Origin of the sequence: Pseudomonas sp. Irchel 3A5, from assembly GCF_900187575.1 — a bacterium.
Taxonomy (GTDB): Bacteria; Pseudomonadota; Gammaproteobacteria; order Pseudomonadales; family Pseudomonadaceae; genus Aquipseudomonas; species Aquipseudomonas folii.
Map to the genome: position 1 here is coordinate 68,984 of NZ_FYDU01000006.1, position 15,737 is coordinate 84,720.

Here is a 15,737-nt window from a genome sequence, read left to right on the forward strand (position 1 = left end):
GTGCGCCCCCTACAGGCATGATTCCAATTGCACGTTGATGACAGGAGCTTTCAACCTGAACCCCGTAACCCCGGATGGCCGTTATTTCATTGTCAAAGGGCAACTATGGCGCTGTTCCAATCCTGCACTGGATGAGGATGAACGACAGCGCCTGGTGAAAGACCTGATGGCCGCACGCCGCTCCGTCAAGGCAGCCAAAGCGTCGGGTGATCCTGATGAGATGACGGCGGCGAGATCAGCTGTTCAGGCAGCTAAAGTCGCTCTGGGGGAACGTGGGCCGGTATGGTGGGAAGACGGTGCACCGGACTTCAACAGGCACAAGGTCGTCAACACACCGTACGCGGAGTGGTATCGGGATCTGGGCGCCCCTGACGCTTAGATGTTGAGACGGATTATTTGTCGTATGGGCATCGAATTCTGAGTAGCCCCCCCTCCGAAAGAAAATAGGTAGCAGTTCGGTAGCAGGACTGAAAGCAGAAAACCACTGGATAAGACAACACTGGCCGAGACCGAAGGCTCCGTAACAGAATCGAGATGCCTCAGGATAGTCTGAAGTCGTCATGTGCTTTGGGCTGACTTCGGCCACCGCCGATTTCGAAGGAGTATCGAGTGGATTTACGAACTTTGCTATTAAGCGGCGACTATCAGTATGAAGGCGACGCGCCAGCTGCGGAATCTTCCATCGTGGCCCTGGTCGCCGCAACTCCCGTTCCTTTGCCGTCTGAGTACGTGGAGTTGCTTCGTCTGAGCGACGGCGGCGAAGCACACATGACGGGACATCCAGGTTATGTCCGTATTTGGTCGGCGTTGAAGGCGATCGAGAACAACCGTGATTACGAGGTCGAAAAGTGGCTGCCAGGATTTATCGGGTTTGGCGATAACGGTGGCCCGGAGATGGTCGGGTTCGATACGCGCTCAGGACCACCCTTCCGTGTGTGCTCGGTAATGTTTGCTCCGATGGAGTGGGAAGGCGCCATGGGTGACGTACCCAATTTCGGTGTATTTATCCGGCAGTTGCTAAAGCAGGGACAATCCGCAGATCCCGATTCTGCGGATGGACCGGCCGATGTTGTCGCAGATGACGTGAAATCTGCTGATTAGAGCTGATGACTTACTGCACCCACGCTGCACCCGTGAGGCGATTGGTGCGGTGATTGATTTGACTGTAGGCCACTAAGAATATGGTGTCCCAGGGCAGGTTCGAACTGCCAACCTTCCCCTTAGGAGGGGGATGCTCTATCCAATTGAGCTACTGAGACACAGAGGCAAGCACACAGAATGGTGCCAGCGAGGACGGCGTGCATGTTAACGACACATGACCATTTTGTCATGTCGTCTTTGGCTTACACGCATGTGTTCCATATCCGTTTAATTTGCCCGAAATCTGCACGGTCATGCATTTTGCAACGTTCCACATGGCCATCATTGCAAAACGCATGCAAAACCCCTCTCGCAGACATTTTAAGCTATTGATTTATAAGGACTTTAATAGCCATCAAAGTTGGCATGCAGACTGCACTATTACTAACGGTAGAGACCCTTCCTAAAGAAAGTTCCATCGGAGGTAAATGAAAATGAACATCGTCCTTTCAGTGTTGAACGCTGCAGCGCTGGTTGCACTGGTGGCATTTCATTTTCAGGACGATGGTAAAGCAGAGCAAACCGCGCTGCAGACTCAGCCGCACCACCTGCTGCGCCAGGCACCGCAGCTGGCTGTCATGACTGATCGCAGCAGCAAGCCTCAGGCCGTGACTCTAGCCAATGACGGCGATACACAGGCTTCCAGCTCTTCCAATCTGAGAGCCGAGCCTCGCTGGGTTTTCTGACGTCTCCTACGCCTCCGTGACGCAACGAAATAACCGAAAAGAGAACCGCCATGTCCAAGTCTGCTTTGTCGTTCATCATCCTCGCCTTGTTGGCTGTAGCTGTTGACTATCAGTTGCCTGCAACGGCTGAAGGGCTGAGTAGCGCGGCGAAGATTTCTGCCGGTGTGTTTTCGGTCCTGTTCGTCGTGGCGCTGATCCTCGGTCGCCGTTTCAAATTCGACCCTGTGCTTCGTTAACTGCAACTCCCTCTCCAGCAGATCCTTCATCTGCGACCCAGCGAAGCGTCAAGCACGGGACTGGCGGGCTACCGTCACGTCTGTCGGCCAGCATTCGTATTCCGCTGACAACCTTCTAAGCTGACAAATAGCCATCACAGCTGTCTGCCCCTTCGAAATCGGCACAAATTCGAACCTTACAGATGAGCGGATGCTTTAGAGCTTTGCTAATTCGCTCGCAATTCTGATAATTGGTGCTGGCTAATCGCCTTTATCTGAGTCAATATTTGTCACAGAATTGACGCCAAGGATATGGCAGATTGGGGCATGATGCTGGCCTCTTGAGAACACGGTTGAACATTTCGCCAAAAGGGCTGTCACAGATTGACATCCATGCGGCGACTTGCAAGAACCGCTCCCCCTGAACTAACCGGTTAAATATATGAGCCCTATGAAACAGGCTACTTATTCCAGCCGCACGGCTGACAAGTTCGTCGTACGTCTACCAGACGGCATGCGTAATCGTGTGCAAGAGGTAGCTAAAAACCACCATCGCAGCATGAACTCAGAGATCATTGCTCGCCTCGAACAAAGCTTGATTCAGGAAGGTGCTCTGGGCGACGAGCCTAGCCTGCGCCTCGACAGTCCTGAGCTGTCCCTGCATGAACGTGAATTGCTGCAACGCTTTCGTCAATTGTCCCACCGTCAGCAGAACGCATTGGTGTCACTGATTGCACACGACACTGAGCTGGCTGCAGACAACGAAGACTGATCGCAAGATCGAGTTTTTCAAGCCAGCGTAATAGCTGGCTTTTTTTATTCGCGGATTTTTATTTGTTAGTTATTTGTAGTACCACCTTGTAAGACATATCCGCGAAGCATAAAAAAACCGCCTCAAAGGGCGGTTTTTTTATGCAGGCAAAACAACTAAAGCAGGAAGATAGTGGCCAGGCCCAGAAAGATGAAGAAGCCACCACTGTCAGTTACCGCCGTGATCATGACGCTTGCGCCCATCGCCGGATCTCGGCCGAATTTGGACAGCGCCATTGGAATCGTGACCCCCATCAGGGCTGCCAGCAGCAGATTGAGCGTCATGGCCGCCGTCATCACTACACCTAGCGACCAGCTGCCATAGAGCAGATACGCCACGACACCAATCACCCCCCCCCACACCAGACCGTTGATAAGCCCCACTGCCAGCTCTTTGCGCAGTAGCCGCTTGGTATTACCGGTATTGACCTGGTCAAGCGCCATGGCGCGCACAATCATCGTAATGGTCTGATTGCCCGAGTTACCGCCAATCCCGGCCACAATCGGCATCAAGGCTGCCAGCGCTACCAGCTTCTCGATAGAACCTTCGAACAAGCCAATCACACGCGAAGCCAGGAATGCAGTGATCAGGTTGATTGCCAGCCACGCCCAACGGTTATGCAGTGAGCGCCAGACGGAAGCAAAGATATCTTCCTCTTCACGCAAACCCGCCATGTTGAGGACTTCGGTTTCGCTCTCTTCACGAATGAGGTCAACCATTTCGTCGATGGTCAGACGGCCAATCAGCTTGCCGTTCTTGTCCACCACCGGCGAGGAGATAAGGTCGTAACGTTCAAACGCCTGAGCGGCCTCGTAGGCATCGCCATCCGGGTGAAAACTCACCGGATCGTTGGCCATGACCTCCGACACCTGCTTCTCGGGGTCATTGACCAGCAGACGCTTGATCGGCAGCACGCCTTTGAGCACGCCGTCGTAATCGACCACGAATAACTTGTCAGTGTGCCCTGGCAACTCTTTCAGGCGACGCAGGTAGCGCAGAACGACTTCAAGGCTCACATCCTCACGGATCGTGACCATCTCGAAGTCCATCAGCGCGCCGACTTGCTCTTCATCGTAGGACAGCGCAGAACGGACACGCTCACGCTGCTGAGTATCCAGAGCCTCCATCAGCTCATGAACGACATCGCGAGGCAGCTCGGGGGCAATGTCGGCCAGTTCGTCGGCGTCCATTTCCTTGGCGGCAGCCAGAAGCTCGTGATCGTCCATGTCGGCGATCAGCGTTTCCCGAACAGAGTCGGATACTTCCAGAAGGATGTCGCCATCGCGTTCCGCCTTGACCAACTGCCAGACCGTCAGACGATCTTCGAGAGGCAATGCTTCCAGGATATAGGCGACGTCGGCAGAGTGAAGGTCTTCGAGTTTGCGTTGCAGCTCGACGAGGTTCTGCCGGTGAACAAGATTTTCTACACGGTCTTGATTCTGACCTTCCTGACGATGGGTCAGGTCTTCAACAATACGCTGGCGCTGCAGAAGCTCGATAACCTGAGCCAGACGATCCTGCAAACTATCCTGCGTTTTTTTTACTTCGATTTCGGACATAGGCGAACTCCACTCCCAGCAGCGGAGCACGCCGGGAGATCAATCAATTAATGCATGATTGCTTAAAGAAAATGTTGAGTAACTACTGGGTAAGTCCATGGAGGTATTCCACAAGCCCCGGCGGGGCTGACGGGCGCAATCATACACCGCTTGGCCACATCGCACGCTACAAAATTCTGGCCAGAACAAGCGCTTGCAACACAAAGTTCATAATCTGCGCGGTAATAGACCTTCGACGACACATCCCGTGAAGAAAACACCTGCCTGGGCGAAATGACCTTGACTAGTCTTTTGCGACACCCGTCACGGAAGACTCCAAAATGCAGCACAAGCCTGCTTTTCTTTTAGGGTTCGCCCTGCTCTGCTCATCCACCCTGCTTCAAGCGTCCAGCGTTCTACGCTGCGAAGACGCCACCGGCAACATCACCTTCACCACCCTCGGTTGCCCGAGCGGACAGGATATGCAGCGGCAAGAGGCTTATAACCCGCCGCCCGGCTCGGTTACGCCTTTGCTTCCCGGCGCGCTTGAACAGACGGAGAGACCTGGGCGCAAGTCAGCACAATCCACTCAAGCGAAACCGGCTCAATCCAGCGAAGTAGTCATCGTGGGTCAGCGTGACGACGGGTGCGGCAATCGCCTGAGCGCCGAACAACGCCGACGCGCGATCATCAATCAGCAAACGCCACCCGGCATGACGCGCAAGGATGTCGAAAGCTTGCTGGGCAGGCCGGACAAGATCGTGAGCAGGAATGGCGAGACACGCTACGTGTATCAAGAGAAGAAAGGCCGCAGTAGCCAGGTCACATTCGACGAGCATGACTGCGTAAAAGGCAAACGCTAGAAAGCAAAAAGCCCGTATCAAACGATACGGGCTTTTTGGTGTTTGGTGCACTCGACAGGATTCGAACCTGTGACCGCTCGGTTCGTAGCCGAGTACTCTATCCAGCTGAGCTACGAGTGCATTAGCGCTTGATAAACCAGATCACCGCTGGTTGAAGCAAGTTATCCGCATTACTGCAAACAACCTTTAAATGGTGCACTCGACAGGATTCGAACCTGTGACCGCTCGGTTCGTAGCCGAGTACTCTATCCAGCTGAGCTACGAGTGCATTTGTTGCCGCGCATTATAGGCCGTCGAATCTTTTGGTCAAGAACTTTTTTCTAGTAAATTCAACAACTTACCGATTAAAGCCAGATACAACGTACTACGCAAATAATGGCGGAGAACGGGGGATTCGAACCCCCGACACCCTTGTGAGGTGTACTCCCTTAGCAGGGGAGCGCCTTCGGCCACTCGGCCAGCTCTCCGCAACACGGGGCGTATAATAACCACCCTTTTCCCCGTTTGCAAACCAAAAATTCAATAAAAATTAATGGCTTGGTTCTTCGTCCTTCTCTTTCTTGATGCGCAGGTAAATCTCTTCACGGTGGACAGCGACTTCCTTGGGTGCGTTAACACCGATGCGCACTTGGTTACCTTTGACGCCGAGCACGGTCACGGTGATTTCTCCATCACCAATGATCAGGCTTTCTGCGCACCGACGAGTCAGAATCAGCATACCTTTCTCCTCACGCATTACATTCAGGAACAACAGTCTGCAAACCGAAGGCGACACCCGCGACAATAGCGCGGCTGTAACCAGAGTATCGACCGACGAAAGCAAAAGAACAGTTTTCGCCCGGCAATAACGCAAAGGGCGCAGTCAGTCCGCGCCCCTTGTCGATACATCACTCGCCCTGTCGAGGCGCATCCAGCTCAAATGCGGTGTGCAGTGCACGCACCGCCAGCTCCAGGTACTTCTCTTCGATCACTACCGAAACCTTGATTTCCGAGGTCGAGATCATCTGGATGTTGATGCTTTCCTTGGCCAGCGATTCGAACATACGACTGGCCACACCTGCGTGAGAACGCATGCCGACGCCGACAATCGAGACCTTGGCAATTTTGGTATCGCCAATCACTTCACGGGCATTGATTTCACGCGCGGTGTTTTCCAGTACCTGCGAGGCAGCCTGGTAGTCATTGCGGTGGACCGTGAAGGTGAAATCGGTGGTGTTATCGTGCGCAACGTTCTGCACGATCATGTCGACTTCGATATTCGCGGCACTGATTGGCCCGAGAATTTTGAACGCCACACCCGGGGTGTCTGGCACGCCACGGATGGTCAGCTTGGCCTCATCGCGGTTGAAGGCGATGCCGGAAATGATCGGCTGTTCCATGGATTCCTCTTCATCAATGGTAATGAGGGTACCTGGACCCTCCTTGAAGCTGTGCAATACGCGCAGCGGGACGTTGTACTTGCCGGCAAACTCCACCGCGCGGATCTGCAATACCTTGGAACCGAGGCTGGCCATTTCCAGCATCTCTTCGAAGGTAATCTTGTCCAGACGCTGAGCCTGGGAGACCACGCGTGGATCTGTGGTGTAAACACCATCGACATCAGTGTAGATCTGGCACTCATCGGCTTTCAGCGCTGCAGCCAACGCCACGCCGGTGGTGTCAGAACCACCACGACCCAGGGTCGTGATGTTGCCGTTCTCGTCCACGCCCTGGAAACCAGCGACCACCACTACACGGCCAGCCTTCAGGTCGGCACGAATTTTCTGATCATCGATCTGCAGAATACGCGCCTTGTTATGCGCGCTGTCCGTCAGGATGCGGACCTGATTACCGGTGTACGACACTGCTGGCACGCCACGCTTCATCAGCGCCATGGCCAACAGAGCGATCGTCACCTGCTCCCCCGTGGAAACGATCACATCCAGCTCACGAGGAACCGGCTGATCGCTGATCTGCCTGGCAAGATCGATCAGGCGATTGGTTTCTCCACTCATGGCAGAAAGCACAACCACAAGGTCGTCGCCCTGCTCACGGAATTTCTTGACCTTGTCGGCAACCTGCTCGATACGCTCCACAGAGCCCACCGAGGTGCCTCCAAATTTCTGTACGATCAAAGCCATCTCAAAGCCGCCTCTGCCCGATTAAGGGCGCCCATTAAACGTTAAATCCAAGCGCCGGGCCTGCCGCCTCAAAGGCAGGAGGCCCGGAAGGTCGACTTAAATACCCTGCTCGACGAAAGGCACGGTCAATGCCAGCGCTGCATCCAGCGCACCTGCATCGACACCACCACCTTGCGCCATGTCAGGACGACCGCCGCCTTTACCACCAACGGCCGCAGCGGCCTGTTTCATCAAATCACCGGCTTTGAGTTGGCCAGTCAGGTCCTTGGTTACGCCTGCAACCAGTACGACCTTGTCTTCATGCACACTGCCGAGCAGGATCACTGCGCGACCGAGTTTGTTCTTCAACTGATCGACAAGCGCCAACAGCGCTTTGCCATCCAGACCGTCCAGGCGCACGGCCAGCACTTTCACGCCTTTGACATCCAGTGCCGAGGACGACAGATCGTCGCCCGCTGCGCTGGCCACCTTGGCCTGCAATTGCTCCAGTTGTTTTTCCAGCAGACGGTTGCGCTCAAGCACAGCCGTCAGCTTGTCCAACAGGTTCTCGCGGTTGCCTTTGACCAGCGTCGCGGCTTCCTTGAGTTGATCTTCTGCCGCATTGAGGTAGCCCAGTGCAGCGGCGCCGGTGACTGCCTCAATGCGTCGAACGCCAGCGGCCACGCCGCCTTCGCTGACAATCTTGAATACTGCGATGTCGCCAGTGCGCTTGGCATGGATACCGCCGCACAGCTCGACGGAAAAATCGCCGCCCATGCTCAGCACGCGCACGCTGTCGCCGTACTTCTCGCCGAACAGCGCCATGGCGCCACGCGCCTTCGCTGTTTCAATGTCGGTTTCGACCGTCTCGACCGCGGTGTTCTTGCGAATTTCGTCGTTGACGATGTCTTCCAGCGCTTTCAACTGCTCAGGCTTGATGGATTCGAAATGGCTGAAGTCGAAGCGCAGCCGCTGACTATCGACCAACGAGCCCTTTTGCTGAACGTGCTCGCCCAGTACCTTGCGCAAGGCTGCGTGCAACAAGTGAGTCGCGGAGTGGTTCAACGCCGTGGCGTTACGCACCTCAGCATCGACTTCGGTGTTGACCGAAGCGCCCACCGTCAGTGTGCCGGAAGCCACAACGCCGTGATGCAGGAACGCGCCACCGGTTTTGGTGGTGTCACGGACATCGAAGCGTACTTCACCCGCACTGAGGTAACCGGCATCACCAATCTGGCCACCCGACTCGGCATAGAACGGCGTGGTATCAAGGACTACAACGCCCTCTTCGCCTTCGTTCAACTGCTCGACTTTCTGGCCGTCTTTATAGAGCGCGACGATTTTCGCTTCGCCACGGGTCGCCTTGTAGCCGGTGAACTCGGTTGCCACGTCGACTTTGACCAGACTGTTGTAGTCCATGCCGAACGAACTGGCAGAGCGGGCGCGAACTCGCTGTGCATCCATCTCGCGTTCGAAACCTTCCTCATCGAGGGTCAGGTTACGCTCGCGGGCGATGTCGCCGGTCAGGTCCATGGGGAAACCGTAGGTGTCGTAGAGTTTGAACACCACGTCACCAGGCACGACATTGCCCTTGAGTTCAGCCAGATCCTGTTCAAGAATCTTCAGGCCTTGCTCCAGGGTCTTGGCGAACTGCTCTTCTTCAGCCTTGAGCACACGCTCGATGTGCGCCTGCTGTTGAACCAGCTCAGGGAACGCAGTGCCCATTTCGGCGACCAGCGCCGCGACGATCTGGTAGAAGAAGCTGCCCTTGGCGCCCAGCTTGTTGCCGTGGCGGCAGGCGCGACGAATGATGCGGCGCAGCACATAACCGCGCCCTTCATTGGAAGGCAATACACCATCAGCAATCAGGAAGCCGCACGAACGGATGTGGTCAGCCACGACTTTCAACGAAGCCTGACTGTCGTTGCTGCAACCGATCGCTTGGGCCGAAGCCGCCAGCAGGCTCTGGAACAGGTCTATTTCGTAGTTGGAATTCACGTGCTGCAGAACGGCACTGACGCGCTCCAGGCCCATGCCGGTATCGACCGACGGCGCTGGCAACGGGTGCAGCACGCCGTCAGCGGTGCGGTTGAACTGCATGAAAACGTTGTTCCAGATTTCGATGTAACGGTCGCCGTCTTCTTCCGGCGAGCCCGGTGGGCCGCCCCAGATTTCAGGGCCGTGATCGAAGAATATCTCGGTGCAAGGACCGCACGGGCCTGTATCACCCATGGTCCAGAAGTTGTCGGACGCGTACGGCGCGCCTTTGTTGTCACCGATCCGGACCATGCGCTCGGCAGGTACGCCGATGTCTTTGGTCCAGATATCGTAAGCCTCGTCATCGCTGGCGTAGACCGTTACCCAGAGCTTGTCCTTGGGCAGGTTCAGCCATTTTTCCGAGGTCAGGAAGGTCCAGGCGTAGGTGATCGCATCACGCTTGAAGTAATCACCGAAGCTGAAGTTACCCAGCATTTCGAAGAATGTGTGGTGACGCGCGGTGTAGCCGACGTTTTCCAGGTCATTGTGTTTGCCACCGGCGCGCACACATTTCTGGCTGGTCACTGCACGGGTATAGGCTCGCTTTTCCTGGCCCAGGAAGCAATCCTTGAACTGGTTCATGCCTGCGTTGGTAAACAGCAGGGTCGGGTCGTTGCCCGGAATCAAGGAACTGGAGGCTACACGGGTGTGGCCTTGCTCTTCGAAGAAGCCAAGGAAGGCTTCACGGATTTCTGCGCTTTTCATAGGTTCTTCCACGGAGACTGCGGCCAGAGGCAAGTGCAAAACGTCATATGACGTAGCGACGGCAAAGGGCCGCATTATATAGGCGTTGCGTCAACGGTACAGTCTGTTTGTACGATAGAAACAAGCTACTGGACTATCGGCGCTTCAAGTGCGGGAAAAGTCAGCAAATGCTGTGATTACGGTCTCGAGTTGCTGACGGGAAACATCCAGGTGAGTAATCATCCGCAAACGCGGCGCAGCGCTGAGGGTAATACCGCGCTCGGCACAAAACGTTTTTAGTGCCTGGGCGCGATCACCGATCTGCACATAAACCATATTGGTCTGCACCGGTTCAACCGAGTAACCCAGCTCCGCCAGTGCAGAACCCAGAAAGGCTGCGTTGGCGTGATCATCAGCCAGACGCTGCACCTGATGTTCAAGCGCATACAAGCCCGCTGCCGCCAGTATACCGGCCTGGCGCATGCCGCCACCGACCATTTTGCGCAAGCGTCGGGCCTTGTCGATGAACGCCTTAGAGCCGCACAACACCGAACCAATCGGCGCGCCCAGTCCTTTGGACAGGCAGACCGACACCGAATCAAAGTGCTGAGTGATTTCCCGCGCATCTACTCCCAGCTTCACGGCGGCGTTATACAACCGGGCGCCATCCAGATGCAGCGCCAGGCCGTGCTCTTGAGTGCATGCGCGGGCGGCCGTCAGATAGCTCAACGGCAGCACCTTGCCCTGCATGGTGTTTTCCAGCGCCAGCAGGCGGGTGCGGGCGAAATGGAAATCGTCCGGCTTGATGGTTTGCAGCACCTGATCCAGGTCCAGCGAACCGTCTGCCTGGTTTTCCAGCGGCTGGGGCTGAATAGAGCCGAGGACCGCTGCACCGCCGCCTTCATATTTATAGGTGTGAGCCTGCTGACCGACGATGTATTCGTCGCCACGCTCACAGTGGGCCATCAAACCCAATAGGTTGCTCATCGTGCCGGTCGGTACAAACAGCGCAGCCGGGAACCCGAGTCGGTCCGCCAACCAGCCTTCAAGACGATTGACCGTCGGATCTTCACCGTAGACATCGTCACCCAGCGGTGCCTGCGCCATGGCGGCACGCATGCCAGAGGTGGGCTGAGTCACTGTGTCGCTGCGCAAGTCGATAACCGTCACGATAAAGCTCCCTGGATAAAGACGAACCTCAGTTGTGAGGTTACGGGTAGGAATAATCAAGGCGCTGGCGTTGAATTCCAAGACCTTCTTATAAGAAAAAGTCAGGATGACTGTAAGAATGCGTCCAAGCACATTCAGTAAAACTGTGATAAAAAATGCCCGCCGCGGAAATATTTCAGTGGCAACGTTCTCAGGGCGGGGTGCAATTCCCCACCGGCGGTAATGACGCGCAATGCGTCTAGCCCGCGAGCGCCTGCAAACGCAGGGTCAGCAGACCTGGTGAGATTCCGGGGCCGACGGTCATAGTCCGGATGAAGAGAGAACGGGATTGGCACCACCGCAACGCATCGCGCATCGTCACGAACGGATTTCGTTCACCTGACTGCCGGGCTTAGCCTGACCTTCCCATTCGATCCAAAGTGCCCTGTTTTTTTATAGACAGGAGACAGAACAGATGCAACCCACCGCAATCGACAGCAAAAGCAAAAACCACGCAAACGAGCGTATCGCTTTTATCCAGGCCTGCTGGCACAAGGATATTGTCGATCAGAGCAAAATCGGCTTCATCGCTGAAATGGCTAACCACGGCTACACCGAAGCAGACATCGATTTCTTCGAAGTCGGCGGTGCTTTTGAAATCCCTCTGCATGCCAAACTGCTGGCCAACAGCGGCCGTTATGCTGGCATCGTCGGCGCAGCCCTGGTTGTCGATGGCGGAATCTATCGCCACGAGTTCGTCGCCCAATCGGTAGTCAGCGCGCTGATGCAAGTGCAGTTGGAAACAGAAGTGCCGGTGTTCTCGGTGGTGCTGACGCCTCACCACTTCCACGCTGGCGAAGAACACCTGAAGTTCTTCTTCGAACACTTCCTGCACAAAGGCCAGGAAGCGGCAAAAACCTGCGCGGACACCGTTGCAAAAGTACGTGCGATTCGTCGTAGCGAAGGCCAGAAGAAAGTCGGCTAACTGCGATCGGCGACAAACCCTGTGGGAGCAAATTCATCCCACAGGAATTACTGATGACGTGGGACCGGCTTCAGCCGGGAAGAGGCCAGGGCAGACGCTGAGTCTTTATCTGCGGAAATACCGTCTTCCCGGCTAAAGCCGGTCCCACGACATTGCATAGATCCTGTGGGAGCGAGGCTTGCCCGCGATAGGGCCACCACTATTCAGCAGGTTCAACGCGTTATCGTTCATCGCGGGCAAGCCCGGCTCCCACACGAGATTGCGCTCTTCCATAGGGACCCGGCTTCAGCCGGGAAGAGGCCAGGGCAGACGCTGAGCTTTATCTGCAGAAATACCGTCTTCCCGGCTAAAGCCGGTCCCACGACACTGCATAGATCCTGTGGGAGCGAGGCTTGCCCGCGATAGGGCCACCACTATTCAGCAGGTTCAACGCGTTATCGTTCATCGCGGGCAAGCCCGGCTCCCACACGAGATTGCGCTCTTCCGTAGGGACCGGCTTCAGCCGGGAAGAGACCAGGGCAGACGCTGAGTCTTTATCTGCGGAAATACCGTCTTCCCGGCTAAAGCCGGTCCCACGACATTGCGCTAATACCCGGAATTGCGCAGAACCTGGGTGCGTTTGTCAGCAATGGGAGCGCCGCAATGATCGCGTCACGCTCAAACCAGCCCATCCGCCGTAGCCGGCACAATCAATATCCCCGCCCGCAGGCCATTCTTGACCTTGGGATTCGGGAAAATGATCCTCGCGCCCTCTTCTTCCACCACCCAGCGTGAATGGCTCAGGTCGTCAGCCAGGACGTAACCCTTTTCCAACGATGAGAAATTCTCGACATCCACAGGCAAGTGCAGCCTGAAATTATCGCTGTGCTTGATGATTTCCCGAGCGACGGCGAACAGTTGCAAACCCTCAAGACTTTCGTCCACCGCAGGCTCGGTGCCTGTGATCATTTGCTCCAGACACGTGCGCAAGCGAGTCAGATCAACACCCTGGTTATGGCCGAAGGGCCGCGCCTTGCCCAGTTCCAGGGTGAAAGCCTCGGCTCCGAGCTTGTCGTAGGTGTAGGCGCTGAACACGATAGAGGGTTTGTTCTGCAGCAATACCGCCGTCATGCCGGCTGCCTTTAACCGCGCCAGCTCCCGGCGAGAATGCTGACGCCCTTCTTTCCAGGGATAGAGCGCGAACTGTTCGATCTTCGAACCACGAATCGCGGTGTGCAGGTCGTAGTGCAAACGGTAACGGTCCGGAATGCTGAAAAACGTCGCCGCCAGCCGCTCCAGCTCGCACGCCCGCAGCGCCTCAGCGCCCTCGCTGTGCTCGTGATGCCCGTTGAACAGCCGGTTGACGTCCTGTTCGACATAGCGCTCGCCACGGCGCATGGCGTCGGGGTTGCCAAACAGGAAAAGAATACGTGCCCGCGGCTGTAATTCGCTGCGGGCAATGCTGCGGATCAATTCATCCAGCAGCTCGATAGGTGCCGTCTCATTGCCATGAATACCGGCGGACAACAGCAAATCCATGCCGTTATCCCGATCCTGGGCAGGACGCACTTCCAGCGCGCCTTCGCTCAGCCATCGCAATCGCACTCCGGCGACTGTCACTTGAGTCTTTTCTGCCGGTTCACGTCCAGCCAAAGTCAGGTCAAGCAGTTTACCGAGGGCGAGCATAGGCGCTGTTCCCGTAGTGGGTGAAGTGGGTCTTAGTGATTGCAGTCCGGGCCGTGCACATGCTCTTCGTCTTCACCGACGTCGGCAGGCTCCATTTCCAGCTGCAGGCTGACCAGATTGGTCGCCAGAGGACGCAACAACAGGTTGGCGTACTCGGCATCACCTTCTTCAACATCGACGCCAATCAGCAATTGGCCGCGGCCATCGTGCTGAATCCAGATTTCCTTGCCCTGCCAGACGACCGCAACGCGTGTGCAGGAGGTTTCCAGCTGGGTGCCATCGGTGTCTTCAAGGATCAACTGCAGGGTGTCGCTCATAATCGGTGTTCTCTATGGAGAGGTAAGGACAGCGGGTCGTGCCAGGCACCACCCGCCGGAATTTCAGGCCAGCTGAAAAGGATAAACCGCGCCCAGTTTAAGGATTTGCGTCAATTCATCCAATGCTGCGCGGCATTCGAGCAGCAATTGCGGGTCTGCCAGATCATCTTCGCTCATGCGATCACGATAATGTCTGTCCACCCACTGGGTCAGCGTGTCGTACAGCGGCGCGGTCATGATAACCCCGGGGTTGACCGCCGCCAGCTCGGTTTCATTGAGCGCGACCCGCAGACGCAGGCACGCCGGGCCGCCGCCATTCTGCATGCTCTGTTTGAGGTCAAAGACTTTGACCTCCCTGACCGGGCCAGCGGCCGCGATCAGTCCTTGCAGGTAACGCCAGACCCGCTCATTGCCGCGACACTCTTCGGGCACGACCAGCAACATGGTGCCGTCGGGGCGGGACAACAGCTGGCTATTGAACAGGTACGAACGCACCGCATCCTCGACCGAAACTTCGGCACGCGGCACACATATCGCCTTGAGCTGCGCGCCGCAACGGGCGAGCTTATCCTGCAATTCAGCCAGCAGGCGTTCGGTGTGAAGAAAGGCGTCCTCGTGATAGAACAACACTTCGCCATTACCCACAGCGATCACATCGTTGTGAAACACGCCCTGATCGATCACCGCAGGGTTCTGCTGACCGTAAACGACGGCGCTGTCACTCAAGCCATGCAAGCGAGCCACGGCCTGGGATGCTTCGAGAGTCTGACGCGCTGGATACTTTTGCGGTTCAGGAAATCGCGAATCAAAGGCGCTGCGGCCAAACACGAAAAACTCTACCCCAGCCTCGCCATAGTCACGGCACAGACGGGTGTGATTGGCCGCTCCCTCATCACCAAACTGGGCAACAGCAGGCAAGGCAGCGTGATGGGCAAAATGCTGCGAATTCGCGAACATGGCCGCCAGTACACGGCTGGTGGTCGGATGTTCGATGCTGCGATGGTATTTGCAGGCCAGGTTGGCGGCGGTGAAATGCACGCGACCATCGGCGGTGTCGGCGCTCGGGCTGACGGTTGCGGCGTTGGCGACCCACATGCTGGATGCGGAACAACTGGCAGCCAGCAGAGGTTTGGCCTGCCTGGCAGCCTGCTCGATCACGTGTGCATCGGTGCCGCTAAAACCAAGACGGCGCAGACCGGCGACATCCGGTCGCTCTTGTGGCGCGAGAACACCTTGGGTAAACCCCATGTCCATCAGCGCTTTCATCTTTGCCAGCCCCTGCAACGCAGCTTCGCGCGGGTTGGAGGACTGCTGGCAATTGCTCTGCGAGGCGACGTTACCGTAGGACAGCCCGCCGTAGTTGTGCGTCGGCCCGACCAGGCCGTCAAAATTGACTTCGTATGATTTCATCGGCTCGGCTCCGTGGATCTTTTTATTACCTGTTGGAGCGAGGCTTGCCCGCGAAGAACGATAACGCGGTGTACCTGCCCCCCGCACCAAATCATTCGCGGGCAAGTCGGATTGCCGCCCACTCGCTCCAACAGGTTC

At 56.4% G+C, this 15,737-nt stretch carries 15 protein-coding genes, 4 tRNA genes and 1 riboswitch; of the genes, 7 read left to right on the plus strand and 12 right to left on the minus strand.

The genetic code is table 11. The annotated features are described in order from the left end of the window. Window positions 1–55 precede the first annotated feature (55 nt). Both CKW31_RS11250 and CKW31_RS11255 read left to right on the plus strand, forming a co-directional pair. Window positions 56–379 (plus strand): hypothetical protein, encoded by a 324-nt coding sequence (locus CKW31_RS11250; RefSeq protein ID WP_095095146.1) that lies wholly within the window; start codon window positions 56–58, stop codon window positions 377–379. 230 nt (window positions 380–609) lie between these two features. Continuing rightward, window positions 610–1,101: an SMI1/KNR4 family protein gene (locus CKW31_RS11255; RefSeq protein ID WP_095094584.1), complete on the plus strand. Its 492-nt coding sequence runs from the start codon at window positions 610–612 to the stop codon at window positions 1,099–1,101. An 81-nt stretch (window positions 1,102–1,182) separates the two neighbouring features. Here CKW31_RS11255 and CKW31_RS11260 read toward each other — a convergent pair. Further along, a tRNA-Arg gene (locus CKW31_RS11260) sits at window positions 1,183–1,259 on the minus strand. Window positions 1,260–1,574: 315 nt separating this feature from the next. Between CKW31_RS11260 and CKW31_RS11265 the strand changes: the two genes are divergently transcribed. From CKW31_RS11265 to CKW31_RS11275, 3 genes are all read left to right on the plus strand, one after another. After that, the gene (locus CKW31_RS11265) at window positions 1,575–1,826 is read left to right on the plus strand and encodes a hypothetical protein (protein WP_095095148.1); all 252 of its coding nucleotides are present in this window, start codon (window positions 1,575–1,577) and stop codon (window positions 1,824–1,826) included. 50 nt (window positions 1,827–1,876) lie between these two features. Beyond that, window positions 1,877–2,062 carry a PA3371 family protein gene (locus tag CKW31_RS11270; protein WP_095094586.1) on the plus strand — a complete coding sequence of 62 codons (186 nt, stop codon included), beginning with the start codon at window positions 1,877–1,879 and terminating at the stop codon, window positions 2,060–2,062. A 421-nt stretch (window positions 2,063–2,483) separates the two neighbouring features. Beyond that, the gene (locus tag CKW31_RS11275) at window positions 2,484–2,813 is read left to right on the plus strand and encodes an Arc family DNA-binding protein (protein WP_027900088.1); all 330 of its coding nucleotides are present in this window, start codon (window positions 2,484–2,486) and stop codon (window positions 2,811–2,813) included. 155 nt (window positions 2,814–2,968) lie between these two features. Here CKW31_RS11275 and mgtE read toward each other — a convergent pair whose 3' ends face one another. Beyond that, the gene (gene mgtE / locus CKW31_RS11280; RefSeq protein WP_095094588.1) at window positions 2,969–4,411 is read right to left on the minus strand and encodes a magnesium transporter; all 1,443 of its coding nucleotides are present in this window, start codon (window positions 4,409–4,411) and stop codon (window positions 2,969–2,971) included. Window positions 4,412–4,731: 320 nt separating this feature from the next. On the opposite strand from mgtE, the gene bamE reads away from it, so the two are divergent. Continuing rightward, a complete protein-coding gene (gene bamE / locus CKW31_RS11285; protein WP_095094590.1) occupies window positions 4,732–5,253 on the plus strand; it encodes an outer membrane protein assembly factor BamE in 522 nt (173 codons plus the stop codon). A gap of 43 nt (window positions 5,254–5,296) precedes the next feature. Here bamE and CKW31_RS11290 read toward each other — a convergent pair. The 7 genes from CKW31_RS11290 to ltaE all read right to left on the minus strand — a co-directional run bounded on the left by CKW31_RS11290 (window position 5,297) and on the right by ltaE (window position 11,243). Continuing rightward, window positions 5,297–5,373, minus strand: a tRNA-Arg gene (locus CKW31_RS11290). A gap of 71 nt (window positions 5,374–5,444) precedes the next feature. Continuing rightward, a tRNA-Arg gene (locus CKW31_RS11295) sits at window positions 5,445–5,521 on the minus strand. Between the two features lie 108 nt (window positions 5,522–5,629). Further along, window positions 5,630–5,720, minus strand: a tRNA-Ser gene (locus CKW31_RS11300). Window positions 5,721–5,782: 62 nt separating this feature from the next. Next, window positions 5,783–5,971 (minus strand): carbon storage regulator CsrA, encoded by a 189-nt coding sequence (gene csrA, locus CKW31_RS11305; RefSeq protein WP_002554426.1) that lies wholly within the window; start codon window positions 5,969–5,971, stop codon window positions 5,783–5,785. A gap of 169 nt (window positions 5,972–6,140) precedes the next feature. Next, window positions 6,141–7,373, minus strand: coding sequence for an aspartate kinase (locus tag CKW31_RS11310; RefSeq protein ID WP_087273066.1), 1,233 nt, complete (start codon window positions 7,371–7,373; stop codon window positions 6,141–6,143). Between the two features lie 96 nt (window positions 7,374–7,469). Continuing rightward, window positions 7,470–10,094: an alanine--tRNA ligase gene (gene alaS / locus CKW31_RS11315; protein WP_095094591.1), complete on the minus strand. Its 2,625-nt coding sequence runs from the start codon at window positions 10,092–10,094 to the stop codon at window positions 7,470–7,472. A 144-nt stretch (window positions 10,095–10,238) separates the two neighbouring features. Beyond that, window positions 10,239–11,243, minus strand: a complete 1,005-nt coding sequence (ltaE, locus tag CKW31_RS11320) for a low-specificity L-threonine aldolase (protein WP_095094592.1) — start codon at window positions 11,241–11,243, stop codon at window positions 10,239–10,241. A 182-nt stretch (window positions 11,244–11,425) separates the two neighbouring features. Then, window positions 11,426–11,571, plus strand: a riboswitch (FMN riboswitch). A gap of 126 nt (window positions 11,572–11,697) precedes the next feature. On the opposite strand from ltaE, the gene CKW31_RS11325 reads away from it, so the two are divergent. Continuing rightward, window positions 11,698–12,207 carry a 6,7-dimethyl-8-ribityllumazine synthase gene (locus CKW31_RS11325; protein WP_095094594.1) on the plus strand — a complete coding sequence of 170 codons (510 nt, stop codon included), beginning with the start codon at window positions 11,698–11,700 and terminating at the stop codon, window positions 12,205–12,207. Between the two features lie 657 nt (window positions 12,208–12,864). Here CKW31_RS11325 and astE read toward each other — a convergent pair. The 3 genes from astE to astB form a co-directional block, all read right to left on the minus strand. Further along, complete coding sequence (gene astE, locus CKW31_RS11330; RefSeq protein WP_095094596.1) at window positions 12,865–13,872, minus strand: succinylglutamate desuccinylase; 1,008 nt, start codon at window positions 13,870–13,872, stop codon at window positions 12,865–12,867. A 32-nt stretch (window positions 13,873–13,904) separates the two neighbouring features. Beyond that, the gene (locus CKW31_RS11335; protein WP_027900080.1) at window positions 13,905–14,189 is read right to left on the minus strand and encodes a hypothetical protein; all 285 of its coding nucleotides are present in this window, start codon (window positions 14,187–14,189) and stop codon (window positions 13,905–13,907) included. A gap of 63 nt (window positions 14,190–14,252) precedes the next feature. Further along, window positions 14,253–15,599 (minus strand): N-succinylarginine dihydrolase, encoded by a 1,347-nt coding sequence (astB, locus tag CKW31_RS11340; protein WP_095094598.1) that lies wholly within the window; start codon window positions 15,597–15,599, stop codon window positions 14,253–14,255. Between the last annotated feature and the right edge of the window lie 138 nt (window positions 15,600–15,737).